Origin of the sequence: Pseudomonas sp. FP215 (assembly GCF_030687795.1) — a bacterium.
Lineage (GTDB): Bacteria > Pseudomonadota > Gammaproteobacteria > Pseudomonadales > Pseudomonadaceae > Aquipseudomonas > Aquipseudomonas salmasensis.
Genome location: NZ_CP117447.1, coordinates 4,231,072 through 4,243,620 on the forward strand (window position 1 = coordinate 4,231,072; position 12,549 = coordinate 4,243,620).

A 12,549-nucleotide genomic window follows, 5' to 3' on the forward strand; every position below is an offset into this window, starting at 1 on the left:
TCTCGCATAAGCGTTGAGCCATGAACCCCAACACCTTGACCGACCAACTGAGCCTATTTCTGGATGTATTGGAAACCGGCAGTTTTTCCGCCGCCGCGCGCCGCCATCCGCTGACGCCTTCCGCCGTTGCGCGGCGCATCGACAGCCTGGAAAGCTCAGTGGGCAGCCGCTTGTTCCAACGCAGCACCCATGCGGTGGTGCCCACCTCAGCGGGCTTGGCCTTTGCCGAGCGGGCGCGACGGATTGTCAGCGAGTTGCAGTTGGCGCGAGCCGAAGCCGTCTCGCTGAGCCATGCGCCGGAAGGGTTGATCCGGGTCGATGCGCCCGCAGCGTTTGGCCGCCGGCACCTGGCGCCGGTCATTGCGGACTTTTTGAGCCTGTATCCCGGCCTGGACGTGCACCTGCACTTGATCGACAGCTTTGTCGATATGCAGGGCGCGCATTTGGGCAAGGTCGATCTGGTGCTGCGTGCCGGGCATATCGTTGACTCGCGGCTGATCGCTACGCCGTTGGCAAGTATCGTGCGTATCGCCTGTGCCAGCCCCGCGTATCTGAAAAGCCGTGGCACGCCGGCCCATCCTCGGGAGCTGAGCGAACATGATGGCCTGGACTGGGACGGGCTGGCGCCGATGTTCGCCTGGCGCTTCGAACTGGACGGGCGCCGCACCACCTATCGCCCGCGGCGCATCCGCATGAGCGCCAACAATGCCGAAGCCCTGCTTTCGGGTGCATTGGCCGGGCTGGGCATCGCTCACCTGCCGACCTGGTTGGCCAGTGAATACCTGGTGCGCGGCGAACTGTTGCCGCTGTTTTGTGAAGACGGGTTGCCCAGCCCGGAAACCGCCGGCATTTATGCGCTGCGCCTGGAACAGCAGCCCAATGCCCGCAGCCGGTTGCTGCTCGAATACCTCAAATCCCGTTTCAGCCCGGTGCCGCCTTGGGATCTGGCATTGCAAAGTGGCTTGGTCTGACGCCGAGGACAATAATTATCTGGCGCATTAAAGATTTGCCCGCTAGATTCAAGCCCATACATGCTTTTTCGAGGCGCCTCCATGAGCAAAAACCCTGATCCCTGCGAATCGCTGTTGCTGGACAACCAGCTGTGCTTCGCCCTGCACTCCACTTCACTGCTGATGACCAAGGTCTACAAGCCGCTGCTCCAAGCCATCGGCCTGACTTACCCGCAATACCTGGCCATGATGGTGCTGTGGGAAGAGGATGAGTTGACTGTCAGCGAAATCAGCAGCCGCCTGCTGACGGACCCGGGCTCCATGACGCCACTGCTCAAGCGCCTGGAAGCGGAGGGTTTGCTCAGCCGCACCCGCAGCCGTGAAGATGAGCGGGTGGTGGTGGTGGAGCTGACCGATGCCGGGCGCGCTTTGCAGGAGAAGGCCAAGGATGTTCCGCAATGCATCCTGGGTGCCAGCGGGATGGCGCTGGAGCAATTGCGCAAGCTGCAAGGCGACCTGATCGCGCTGCGCACTAATTTGCAGACCAGCCTCTGACACCCCCAGCATTACCCACACTCAGAAGTGGGAGCGGGCTTGCTCGCGAAGGCGGCCTGGCAGTCAACACAGTTGGATTGTGTACATATCCATTGCTGCGGTAACGGCCACTTAGGGTTCCGCCTGACGGCGGGTCACTTTGGAAAAGAGCCCCAAAGTAACCAAAGGGCTCTTGCCCCACCACTCGGCACCTCGCCTAGGCTCGGTGTACCCGCAATCCGCCAGTGATTTGGGGGGCCGCCGCCACGCGCCATCCATGGCGCGGGGCGGCTAAACCGGCATCCCTGCCGGTTTACCCCCCAAATCCCTGTCGAATTCCGGCCAGCGTGGTTTAACGGGGCGCCTAAGATCAAAAGCAGATCAAGATCAAGAGCGGCTCGCTTCGCATCGTGGTTAGCGTTGGCTGCTACAGCCTGCAAAGTTGTGTAGATACCTAGGCTGCGATGGCGGCGAATCAGTCAGTTTTTTCAGGGCTGACACACCGCAATCGCAGGCAAGCCAGCTCCCACTTTTTTGCTCTGCGGCGCCCTCAAATTTTTCAATCATTCAAAAAGCTGAAAATTTATCTTGCGCGCAAAACATTAGCGCTATACATTCACCTCACCAACTACTTAGCGCGCAAATGTTTAGCGCTAAAACACAGAGGAACGCCCCATGCAAACGCTCTACACCGCAGTAGCCACCGCCACTGGCGGCCGTGATGGTCGCGCTGTTTCCAGCGACAATATCCTCGACGTCAAGCTGTCGACTCCAAAGGAGTTGGGCGGTGCAGGTGGCCAGGCCACTAACCCCGAGCAATTGTTTGCTGCCGGCTACTCTGCTTGCTTTATCGGCGCACTGAAATTTGTTGCCAGCCAGACCAAACGCAAGATCCCGGATGACGCGTCGATCACTGCCCACGTGGGTATCGGCCAGATCCCTGGCGGCTTCGGCCTGGATATCGACCTGCATATCAGCCTGCCGGGCCTGGCCCAGGATGATGCACAAAGTCTGGTCGACGCCGCGCACCAAGTCTGCCCGTACTCCAACGCTACCCGTGGCAACGTGGATGTGCGCTTGCATGTAACGGTCTGATAAACAGACGCCCATGAAAAAGCCCGACTCAAGGTCGGGCTTTTTTTCGTATCGCCGGGGCCAGAATTACTTCTTGGCGCGACCTTTGTACGAACCACCTTCGCGGGTGTCGATCTCGATCATGTCGCCGATTTCGATGAAGTCTGCAACGCTCAGCTCGGTGCCGTTCTTCAGTTTGGCAGGCTTCATTACCTTGCCGGAAGTGTCACCGCGAGCGGAACCTTCGGTGTAGTCAACCTGACGCACGATGGTGGTCGGCAGTTCTACCGAAACCAGACGATCTTCGAAGAAGATCGCTTCGCAGACGTCTTCCATGCCTTCTTCAATGAACGGCAGAACGGCTTCGATATCTTCAGCGTTCAGCTCGTACATGGTGTAGTCAGTGGTGTCCATGAACGTGTAGGTGTCGCCGCTGATGAAGGACAGGGTCGCTTCTTTGCGGTCGAGGATCACGTCGTCCAGTTTGTCATCGGCGCTGTAGACGATCTCGGTCTTGTAACCGGTCAGCAGGTTCTTCAGCTTGGTCTTCATGATTGCGCTGTTACGACCAGACTTGGTGAACTCAGCTTTCTGAACCAGCCAAGGGTCGTTTTCGAGACGGATCACTGTACCGGGTTTCAGTTCTTTACCAGTTTTCATTGCGTATATCCGAAATTTGGATGGGATTGACAAAAATCAAGGTGGCGTATCATATCCAACTTTCATAAAACTGTACCAGCGCCGTCGCAAGATCGGCCTGCAAGCCTTGTTCCAGACACCAGTTCTGCGCGTGCTGGCTGACCTCGGGCCAATGTTCCAGCAGCATTTTCCAGGACTGTGCCATATCGCCATCAGCGTTCCAGGCTTGCCAGAGCGTGACGACGGCTGCCTTGGCGGCTGGCGAAAGTGCGGCGGTGTACAGTTCCAGGAAGGCGTCGAGCTTGTCCAGGTGGATGTCTTCGTCCTGGCGATAGATATGCCACAGCAGTGGCCTCCCCGCCCACTGGGCACGCACGAATGAGTCTTCGCCACGCACGGCATTGAATTCACAACACCACAACAACTGGTCATATTGCTCCTGGCGCACGAATGCAATGACCTGCACGGTCAGCGCGCCGCGCACCTGGATGTCACCCGCGGACAAGCTGTTCACGCCTAGCCAGCGTTGCACATCCCCCAGAATGCGCCCTTCCGGCACCAGCAAGTGCGTCCCACGCCCATCAGCCGCCAATACGTCGAGCCAGCCGGCCAAGCCGTCATTCTCATAGGCAAACAGCGACATCAAACGCGCGCCGACCGTCGGAGCAACGCCCAGGCTTTGCAGGAACTGTTGCTGCGCGACGTCATCCTGCTGAAATGCCTGGCGGCGCTCCAACAAGCCGGCTTCGCGCAACAGGCCGCCGGTGCCAGGGCGAAAACCGGGGAAGAAAAAGTATTTCTGCACGCCCTTGTACTTCACCGAAGGCAAGCGATGGCAGCCCACCACCCAGTCTTCGGCGCTGAGGTAATCGAGGTTCATCCACAATGGCGCACGCTCACGCTCGGCCATGCGGTCCATGTATTCAGGCGGTAGCTGGCAGGCGAACGCGGCAATCACCACATCGGCCGGGTGTGCGCCCGGCCATTCGGCCGGCCAGTGACGCACTTGCACGCCCTCTTGCCATTGCTGGCCCACCTGCACATCAATGTCCGGGCACATGCGTTCGAAGGCGCGCAGGTCGTCGACCCACAAGCGCACATCACAGCCATGCTCCACCACCAACTGCCGGGCCAGGCGCCAGGTCACGCCGATGTCGCCGTAGTTGTCGACGACACTGCAAAAAATATCCCAGCGGGCTTTCATTCCGGGCTCCATCGATCAAAGGTCTGATTGTCCGCATAAATGGGTGGATGCAGAAGGCTTGATCGCGATTATTCTGCAAGGAGGCTGTGCGACAATCACCGCCATGCCGTCAATGCCTGCCAGGAGGCCCTTATGTCTGACCGTCCGTTGTCGTTGTTCAAGCTCTGCATCGCGATTGCCGCAGGCGTATGGCTGGGGTTTATCGCCATTGCGCTGACCACCTGGCTGGCGTCTCGCTACCTGTTCCCCCAAAGCTTGGCACCGGTGGCCCAGGCGGTTCAGCAATTGGGCAAACCGGCCACGGTCGATGAGTCACAACCACCGAACCGCCTGTTCGAACAGTACCAACAGAACCTGCAAAAACAGGCACAACAACAGGCCTTGGACCAGGCCCGAAGCAACGCGCGTAACCTGTCCAACCCCAAATGCCAGTTCTGGCTGCAACAAGACCAGAACGCCCCCAATGAAAAGACGCGGGCCAATGTCCTGAAATTCTGCGATTGATGCCAAATACCGCCATGAATAAACACGCCGTGCTCCAGTTGATCCTGGAAAAACTCACCGTCGACCTCGACATCGTCCAACGCGCCGCGCAGACCGCCTACGAAACCGCGACTCACGAAGAAAACATCGCCGAGAACAAATACGACACCCTCGGCCTGGAGGCTTCCTACCTGGCCACCGGGCAGGCCCGGCGAGTGGAGGAGATCAAGCAATCGCTGGTGCTGTGCCAGCAACTGCAGCTACGTGCGTACGATGATCAACGCGGGATAGAGATCGGCACGCTGGTGGGCCTGGAAGATGAGGACGGTCGCCAGCAGTGGCTGTTCCTGGCGCCGGATGCGGCGGGTTTGAAAGTGGATGTGGTCGGGCAACCGGTGACGGTCATCACGCCGCGCTCGCCGTTGGGCAAAGGCCTGTTGGGCAAACGTATCGATGAAGAAGTGGAGATTCTGGTGGCCGGCGCTCGGCAGTACTTTACGGTGACCGAGGCCAGTTAACCTACAACCCCTGTAGGAGCGAGCTCGCTCGCGAAGAAACGCAAGGGCGCCGCATACAACCTGGCACCCCGCGATCTTCGCGAGCAAGCTCGCTCCTACAGGGTAATCGTGTCAGTGGACGGGCAATTCGACGCCGTCGAACAGCTCTTCCAGCTCTTGCTTGTTGTGGCACTGGATCGCCTTGGCCATCACTTCGCGGGTCAGGTGCGGCGCGAACTTCTCGATGAAGTCGCACATGAAACCGCGCAGGAAAGTACCGCGACGGAAACCGATCTTGGTCACGCTGGACTCGAACAATTCACTGGCATCCAGCACCACCAGGTCTTTATCGAGGTTGGTGTCGACCGCCATCTTGGCAACGATCCCAACGCCCAGGCCGAGGCGCACATAGGTTTTGATCACGTCGGCATCGGCAGCGGTGAACACCACCTTGGGCGTGAGGCCGCGATGGCTGAAGGCTTCGTCGAGCTTGGAACGGCCGGTAAAGCCGAACACATAGGTCACGATCGGGTATTCAGCCAAGGCTTCCAGGGTCAGCTTCGGCAGCTTGGCCAACGGGTGCCCCTGAGGCACAACCACGCAACGGTTCCAGCGGTAGCACGGCATCATCACCAGGTCGCCGAACAGTTCCAGGGCTTCGGTGGCGATGGCAAAATCGACGGTGCCATCAGCGGCCATCTCGGCAATCTGCATCGGCGAACCCTGGTGCATGTGCAGGGCTACGTCCGGGTATTGCTTGATGAAATCACGGATCACCGGCGGCAATGCATAGCGCGCCTGGGTGTGAGTGGTGGCGATCGACAAGGTGCCTTTCTTCTCGTTGGAGAATTCCTGGGCGATCTGCTTGATGCTTTCGACTTTACGCAGGATCTCGCCGGCGGTGGTGATGATGCGCTCGCCAGCCGGAGTGACGCGGGTCAGGTGTTTGCCACTGCGTGCGAAGACTTCGACGCCCAACTCGTCTTCGAGCAGGCGGATCTGCTTGCTGATACCAGGCTGCGAGGTGTAGAGGCTTTGAGCGGTAGCGGAAACGTTGAGGTCGTGGTGCGCCACTTCCCAGATGTAGCGCAGTTGTTGAAGCTTCATATCAATCCCTCAAAGCAGATAGACGCCACGGGTATCAGCGACGGTATATAACTATATTAAAGGTTTTGCGGATAAATCTAGAACTTTTTTATCGTTTTTACCGATCAACTGTCGTCACTGCGCCGACGCTGCAACGACGGCACCAGGTAAACCGGCACCGGGGACAACTGCAACACCCGTGCGGCGGTACGTCCAAGGGGGACGGCCACGCCGGTTGCCTGGCTATGACTGCCTACGACCAGCAAGTCGACGGACAGTTTGCGCAATTGGTCGAGAATCACCTCGCAAGGGTCCCCCTGGATCACCTTGACCGAGCGAATCCATTGCAGGTCCTGCTCCCCTTCCCCCCACTCCTCGCGAAAGCTGTCCAACACGCGTTGTTCAATCGTCGCCATCACCGTGCTCAGCCCCTTGCTCTGCCATTCGCTCAAGGCGGCCTCATCAAGGTAGCTCTGCAACACCGATTCGGCGAACAAGCCGATGGGCTCGACCACGTGGATCACATATAGGTCAGCCTTGAACGTTCGCGCCAGCGCCAGTGCATGTTGCATCACGTAGGGCGCATACAGACCGAGGTCCGTGGCAAACAGCATCGAACGAATCATAGAACCTCCTGGACTGCCAGGATGGCGGGGATTGAATGAGCTTAGCAGCTAGCGCTCGGTCTGGACTCCCCTCAATCAGCGGTTGTGCCGATCAATAAAACTCAAGGCCTGGTAAAGCGCCTGCATGCGTGGCAGTTCGCAACCGGCGGCTTTGGCAGCGGCCAAGGGACGGGCGTAGATGGCCGCCAGTTCCAACGGCCGCCTGTGCAGGTGGTCGTGGTACATGCTGGGCAGGTAATCGTCCATGGTTTCGGTCATGGCGAACATCTGCCCGGCGTAGCTGGCAGCAATTTCATGCCCGCAGGCATGCGCGCCCTGCACCACCTCGGCCATCAGCGCCTGGATCAACTCGCGGCTGGACTCATCGGCCATCATGGCCGTGGTGCCCGTGCCCAGCAACACCGAGAGGCCGTTGAACGGCACGTTCCAGACCAGCTTGTGCCAACGCGCCAGATGCACATTGGCCATGGCCTGGGACTCGATGCCGGCTTGATGAAACAGCCCGGCGCCGGCTTCGACAATCGCCTGTTGCTGCGCCTCGTCGTTGGCCGCCGTGCCACTGTGATAGCCCAGGTTGACCCGGCCCAACGCCTGATGCTCGACCACACCGGGGGCCGAGCGGTGCACACCGATGTAGCACAGGCCGCCCAACAGATGCAGCGACGGCGGCAGGTGTTCCCGCAGGCTGTCTTCCACATCGAGGCCGTTTTGCAGGAGCACCACTTTGGCGTCCGGCGCCGCCACCTGGGCGATGGTCGGCGCCAGGTCCACATTGCCGGTGGACTTGGTGCCCACCAATAGCCAGTCGCACGGCGGCATGTCGGCGGCGCTGGCATAGGCCTGCACCGGATGCAGGTGCAGTTGCCCATGCACCGTACTGTTGACGTGCAGGCCATGCTTGCTCACCGCGGCGTACTCGCTGCGCAACAGGAAATGCACGTCGAAGCCGGCACGCGCCAGCATCAGTCCGTAGTAACCACCAATGGCACCGGTGCCGATAATGCCAATGCGTGGCGACGGGGCTGCAACTGCTGTCATGGCAAATCCTCTGGTGTTCGGGTTAGCGCCTGGTTTATGCATTCGGCGAGGTCGGACGCTGTAAGACGTGTCTGTAATTGCCCAAGGAATTGACCCTCGCACACCAGGAACAACGCCGGCAAATGAAAGATCTGGTAGCGTTGCACCGCACCGCCGTTGTGCCCGGCATCCACCCAGCACACGCGGTCCACCGGCAATTGCCAGCCGGGCAATTGCTGGCGTGCCCAGCGGCAACTGGCACAACCGACACTGGTGAACACTACCAGCGAAATACCTGGCAATCCCAGCAATTGCTGGTCAATATCCAGGTCGGTCAATTCCAGTTCCTTCACTATACTGCTGCCATTGCCGTCAACTGGACGGCGCTCGGAGTCCGTGTACATGGGTCGTTTTTTACCTCACCCTGATGATGTCGCTGTCGAGTTGATTCAACGTCCCGCTCCCGCCCTTCCCCGCCAACGCCTGCACACTATCGGCCGTGGCGGCATCGCCTGCAATTGGCCGCGTGCCTGGCGCGCCGGCACGGCGGTTGACCTGCATATACCTTCCCTGGGGCCCAGCGCCCGTTATCCGGGCTATGTTGCCTGGTGCCGCAAGGTCGAACAGGGCTATCGCATCGGTATCTGCTTTACCGATGAACACGCCTTGTTCGGTGCGCGGATGGGCGAGCAAGTGTGCCAGATCGAGCGTTACTGCCGCCTGCAAGAAGATGCCGAGCCAACGCCTGCGCAACTGGAAGCCATGGCCCGTGATTGGGTGTCGCGCCATGCCGGCGAGTTCTCCCATGAGGCGGTTGTGCAGCCAGCGCTGGATTAAACCGGGCTTTGCCCATTGTCGCGGGCCCGTGTTACGCGCTAAGGTTCCTCCCCCCTGCATTCAAATCATGCTGTGCCCGCCGCACGGGGATAGCTGGCGGCCGGCACCCGTGACCCTGGCGAGTAACACGATGGCTGATTTACCGATCAATGACCTTAACGTTGAATCCAACGAGACCCTGATCACCCCCGATCAGCTCAAGCGCGAAATCCCCCTGAGCGACGCTGCCTTGCAGACCGTCACCAAGGGCCGCGAAGTCATCCGTGACATTCTCGACGGCACCGACCACCGCCTCTTCGTGGTGATCGGGCCCTGCTCGATCCACGACCTCAAGGCCGCCCACGAATATGCCGAGCGCCTCAAGGTGCTGGCGGCTGAAGTGTCCGACACCTTGTACCTGGTCATGCGCGTGTATTTCGAGAAGCCGCGTACCACCGTCGGCTGGAAAGGCTTGATCAACGACCCGTACCTGGACGACTCCTTCAAGATCCAGGACGGCTTGCACATCGGTCGCAAGCTGCTGCTGGACCTGGCTGAAATGGGCCTGCCCACTGCCACCGAAGCCCTCGACCCGATCTCCCCGCAATACCTGCAGGACCTGATCAGCTGGTCGGCCATCGGCGCACGCACCACCGAATCCCAGACCCACCGCGAAATGGCGTCCGGCCTGTCCTCGGCAGTAGGCTTCAAGAACGGCACTGACGGCGGCCTGACCGTGGCGATCAATGCGCTGCAATCGGTCTCCAGCCCTCACCGTTTCCTGGGCATCAACCAGGAAGGCGGCGTGTCCATCGTGACCACCAAGGGCAACGCCTACGGTCACGTGGTACTGCGTGGCGGCAATGGCAAGCCCAACTATGATTCGGTCAGCGTCGCCCTGTGCGAACAGGCGCTGAACAAGGCCAAGATCAAGCCAAACATCATGGTCGACTGCAGCCACGCCAACTCCAACAAAGACCCGGCGTTGCAGCCGCTGGTGATGGAGAACGTTGCCAACCAGATCCTGGAAGGCAACCAGTCGATCATCGGCTTGATGGTAGAGAGCCATCTGAACTGGGGTTGCCAGGCGATTCCAAAAGACCTGGCCGACTTGCAGTACGGCGTGTCGATCACCGATGCCTGTATCGACTGGTCCGCCACCGAAACCACCCTGCGCAGCATGCACGCCAAGCTCAAGGACGTGTTGCCCCAGCGCAAACGCACCTGAGCCTGTACCCGTTTCGCGCATATAAAAACGCCGGGCTAAGCCCGGCGTTTTTTATTGGCAACTGGTCAGTTACAGCTTCGCGGCATGGCGCTGATGACGCTCCATGTAGCGTTCGACATAGGAGCACGACGGGATCACCGTGTAGCCAGCCTCTTCGGCAAACTTCAAGGCTTCCTCGGTCAACGCCGCCGCAATGCCTCGCCCCCGCAGTGCGTTGGGCACGAAGGTGCGATAGATATCCAGGGTCTGCTTCCCGAGGTCCATGTAGGTCAGGTAGGCACGATGACCGTCCACATTGGTCTCGAACTGATGACCAGCCTGGTCATGGTGGATGGACAACGCCTCGCTCATCACTACTCCTCGCGGGTCTGAATTAACGACCCTACCTTACCGATGTTTTTCCGGCGAAGGAACATCTACGCCACCCCGTGCCGGTTTCGACAGCGAGAAAACCGTGAGCGCTCACAACCAGCACATAGGGAATAGTAGGCACCAATCCTGAAATTGCTCAAGGCGCACTCGTCATTCCCCGCCGCTGGTGGATATAGAAAGGGCCTCGATCAACCGGTGACCGATAGCCTGAACATTGCCGGCAGTTGAACCTTGAGACGAACTGGCGCTCTTAAAGTCACCTCTAGATGCGCAAAAGATGCCAGCCGCAGTAAAGCCAAACGCAACCAAAGTGCCCCGCTTCGTTATATAAAATTTCATCTGTTTACAAGGCTTAACACATGCGGGCCGGCCCTTTCAGCCTGGATCCAATGTTCGTCGAGGCGCAAAAAATTGGACGGTTTTCATACAAACCGTCAAAAGATTAGCCAAAATAGATTCGGCACAAGAAATTTTTTTGCTTCTTGCGCAACGTCAGTTTACTTACTACAAGTAATGGGTAGTATGTACGCCGGCTATTAGCTCACTCTGAGAAAGTAGCCATTAAATTGAAAGTCCTTGAAGGGGAACACGATGAACAACGTTCTGAAATTCTCTGCTCTGGCTCTGGCCGCAGTTCTGGCTACCGGTTGCAGCAGCGTCTCCAAAGAAACCGAAGCTCGTCTGACTGCAACTGAAGACGCAGCAGCTCGCTCCCAGGCCCGTGCAGACGAAGCCTACCGTAAAGCTGATGAAGCTCTGGCTGCTGCTCAAAAAGCACAACAGACTGCTGACGAAGCTAACGAGCGCGCTCTGCGCATGCTTGAAAAAGCAAGCCGCAAGTAATAATCCTTCGGGGTTGTTATCAAGCCGATCCATTTATGGGTCGGCTTTTTTTTGCCTTTGATTTGGCACGCGCCACCTGTAGGAGCGAGCTTGCTCGCGAAGGTGGTCAACGATGACGCGGGCGTGCTGATTTACAGCGGCGCCCTCGGGTTTTTCGCGAGCAAGCTCGCTCCTACAGCAGGTCGGCCGGCGTGCTTGAGGCCACCGGAGCCGCGCCTGGCACACCAATTTCGGTCGGCAAGCCATCCTCGGCGGCGACCACATCACGTACCTGGTCCCAGTTGACCCGCAGGTTATTGGACAGGTCTTCGCGCTTGAGCAACGCATTGATAACTGCGGTGTGCTTGTCGACCACCGATGGCGTACCGTCATCGTTCAACGGCGTGTGGGCTTCAAGATAGACCTTGCCACCGCTGCTGCCGAACTTGTACGCGTCGTTGATGATGCGCACTGACGTACCCACCGGCACCATGCCCGCCATTTCCAACACGTTGTTATTGAACATGCGGAAGCAACCGTGGCTGGTTCGTGTGCCAATACCAAACTTCATGTTGGAGCCGTGGATCAGGTAACCCGGCGTGCCCAGGGTGAACTTGAACGGCCCCAGTGGGTTATCGGGGCCGGCAGGCACCACGTTGGGCAGCGGATCACCGTTGGCGGCGTGCTCGGCCTTGATCGAGGCCGGTGGCGTCCAGGTCGGATTCGGCGTCTTGGCGATGATACTGGTATGGGCGATCGGCGAACCCCAGCCTTCTCGGCCAATACCCAAGGGGAAGGTGTAGACGACGTTTTGGCCTTTGGGATAGTAGTAGAGCCGGTATTCCGCCAGGTTGATCACAATGCCTTCCCGCGGCCCGGGCGGCAGGATAAAGCGTGTCGGCAGCACAATCTCGGTGCCCGCGCCCGGCAACCAGGCATCGACACCCGGGTTGGCCGCGACCATTTCCGAATAGCCCAGGTCGTAGGTAGTACCCAGATCGGCAAAGGTGTCTTCGTACTTGGCCTTGATCACTTGGACCTGGCCGACAATGTCCTCACCGGGCGGTGGCAAGGGCAACTGCAAGGCCGCCGCCGAACCCGCCGCACAAAGCGCAGCAAGAGACAGGCAGCAGGTAACGACGGAAAGGCGCGACAACATCCGAAAAATCCTTCGCAAGACGACGGGTAGGGAAAAATTGAT

The 12,549-nt window shown here is 59.2% G+C and carries 16 protein-coding genes; 8 read left to right on the forward strand and 8 right to left on the reverse strand.

Features of this window, described 5'->3' with window-relative positions:
* Positions 1–20 precede the first annotated feature (20 nt).
* The 3 genes from PSH76_RS19055 to PSH76_RS19065 all read left to right on the forward strand — a co-directional run bounded on the left by PSH76_RS19055 (position 21) and on the right by PSH76_RS19065 (position 2,579).
* Positions 21–971, forward strand: a complete 951-nt coding sequence (locus PSH76_RS19055; RefSeq protein WP_032892734.1) for a LysR family transcriptional regulator — start codon at positions 21–23, stop codon at positions 969–971.
* 81 nt (positions 972–1,052) lie between these two features.
* Positions 1,053–1,505: a MarR family winged helix-turn-helix transcriptional regulator gene (locus PSH76_RS19060; protein ID WP_186606172.1), complete on the forward strand. Its 453-nt coding sequence runs from the start codon at positions 1,053–1,055 to the stop codon at positions 1,503–1,505.
* A 654-nt stretch (positions 1,506–2,159) separates the two neighbouring features.
* On the forward strand, positions 2,160–2,579 hold the full coding sequence (locus PSH76_RS19065) for an organic hydroperoxide resistance protein (RefSeq protein ID WP_010176159.1): 420 nt from the start codon (positions 2,160–2,162) through the stop codon (positions 2,577–2,579).
* Positions 2,580–2,645: 66 nt separating this feature from the next.
* Here the strand turns inward: PSH76_RS19065 and PSH76_RS19070 are convergent, their stop codons facing one another.
* Positions 2,646–3,218 (reverse strand): elongation factor P, encoded by a 573-nt coding sequence (locus tag PSH76_RS19070; RefSeq protein ID WP_032892737.1) that lies wholly within the window; start codon positions 3,216–3,218, stop codon positions 2,646–2,648.
* Between the two features lie 49 nt (positions 3,219–3,267).
* The gene (gene earP, locus PSH76_RS19075) at positions 3,268–4,401 is read right to left on the reverse strand and encodes an elongation factor P maturation arginine rhamnosyltransferase EarP (RefSeq protein ID WP_138762110.1); all 1,134 of its coding nucleotides are present in this window, start codon (positions 4,399–4,401) and stop codon (positions 3,268–3,270) included.
* Positions 4,402–4,533: 132 nt separating this feature from the next.
* Here earP and PSH76_RS19080 point away from each other — a divergent pair, with 132 nt between their 5' ends.
* Positions 4,534–4,905 (forward strand): hypothetical protein, encoded by a 372-nt coding sequence (locus tag PSH76_RS19080; protein ID WP_305492726.1) that lies wholly within the window; start codon positions 4,534–4,536, stop codon positions 4,903–4,905.
* A gap of 14 nt (positions 4,906–4,919) precedes the next feature.
* The gene (locus tag PSH76_RS19085) at positions 4,920–5,402 is read left to right on the forward strand and encodes a GreA/GreB family elongation factor (RefSeq protein ID WP_098952712.1); all 483 of its coding nucleotides are present in this window, start codon (positions 4,920–4,922) and stop codon (positions 5,400–5,402) included.
* A 111-nt stretch (positions 5,403–5,513) separates the two neighbouring features.
* Here PSH76_RS19085 and cysB read toward each other — a convergent pair whose 3' ends face one another.
* From cysB to PSH76_RS19105, 4 genes are all read right to left on the reverse strand, one after another.
* Positions 5,514–6,488, reverse strand: a complete 975-nt coding sequence (cysB, locus tag PSH76_RS19090) for an HTH-type transcriptional regulator CysB (RefSeq protein ID WP_003189876.1) — start codon at positions 6,486–6,488, stop codon at positions 5,514–5,516.
* A 104-nt stretch (positions 6,489–6,592) separates the two neighbouring features.
* A complete protein-coding gene (locus PSH76_RS19095) occupies positions 6,593–7,093 on the reverse strand; it encodes a universal stress protein (RefSeq protein WP_003189875.1) in 501 nt (166 codons plus the stop codon).
* Between the two features lie 75 nt (positions 7,094–7,168).
* A complete protein-coding gene (locus PSH76_RS19100; protein ID WP_305492727.1) occupies positions 7,169–8,131 on the reverse strand; it encodes a putative 2-dehydropantoate 2-reductase in 963 nt (320 codons plus the stop codon).
* Positions 8,128–8,514, reverse strand: a complete 387-nt coding sequence (locus tag PSH76_RS19105) for a co-chaperone YbbN (protein ID WP_305492728.1) — start codon at positions 8,512–8,514, stop codon at positions 8,128–8,130. The genes PSH76_RS19100 and PSH76_RS19105 overlap by 4 nt, the downstream gene beginning before the upstream one ends.
* Here PSH76_RS19105 and PSH76_RS19110 point away from each other — a divergent pair.
* Together PSH76_RS19110 and PSH76_RS19115 are read left to right on the forward strand one after the other, a co-directional pair.
* Positions 8,513–8,947, forward strand: coding sequence for a PilZ domain-containing protein (locus PSH76_RS19110; RefSeq protein WP_305492729.1), 435 nt, complete (start codon positions 8,513–8,515; stop codon positions 8,945–8,947). The two genes, PSH76_RS19105 and PSH76_RS19110, sit on opposite strands and share 2 nt — an antisense overlap.
* A 130-nt stretch (positions 8,948–9,077) precedes the next feature.
* A complete protein-coding gene (locus PSH76_RS19115; RefSeq protein ID WP_003189871.1) occupies positions 9,078–10,154 on the forward strand; it encodes a 3-deoxy-7-phosphoheptulonate synthase in 1,077 nt (358 codons plus the stop codon).
* A 69-nt stretch (positions 10,155–10,223) separates the two neighbouring features.
* Here the strand turns inward: PSH76_RS19115 and PSH76_RS19120 are convergent, their stop codons facing one another.
* Positions 10,224–10,505: a GNAT family N-acetyltransferase gene (locus PSH76_RS19120; RefSeq protein ID WP_003189869.1), complete on the reverse strand. Its 282-nt coding sequence runs from the start codon at positions 10,503–10,505 to the stop codon at positions 10,224–10,226.
* Between the two features lie 612 nt (positions 10,506–11,117).
* Here PSH76_RS19120 and oprI point away from each other — a divergent pair.
* A complete protein-coding gene (oprI, locus tag PSH76_RS19125) occupies positions 11,118–11,369 on the forward strand; it encodes an outer membrane lipoprotei OprI (protein WP_003172710.1) in 252 nt (83 codons plus the stop codon).
* Positions 11,370–11,541: 172 nt separating this feature from the next.
* Here the strand turns inward: oprI and PSH76_RS19130 are convergent, their stop codons facing one another.
* Positions 11,542–12,507, reverse strand: coding sequence for a L,D-transpeptidase family protein (locus PSH76_RS19130; protein ID WP_003189867.1), 966 nt, complete (start codon positions 12,505–12,507; stop codon positions 11,542–11,544).
* Positions 12,508–12,549 lie beyond the last annotated feature (42 nt).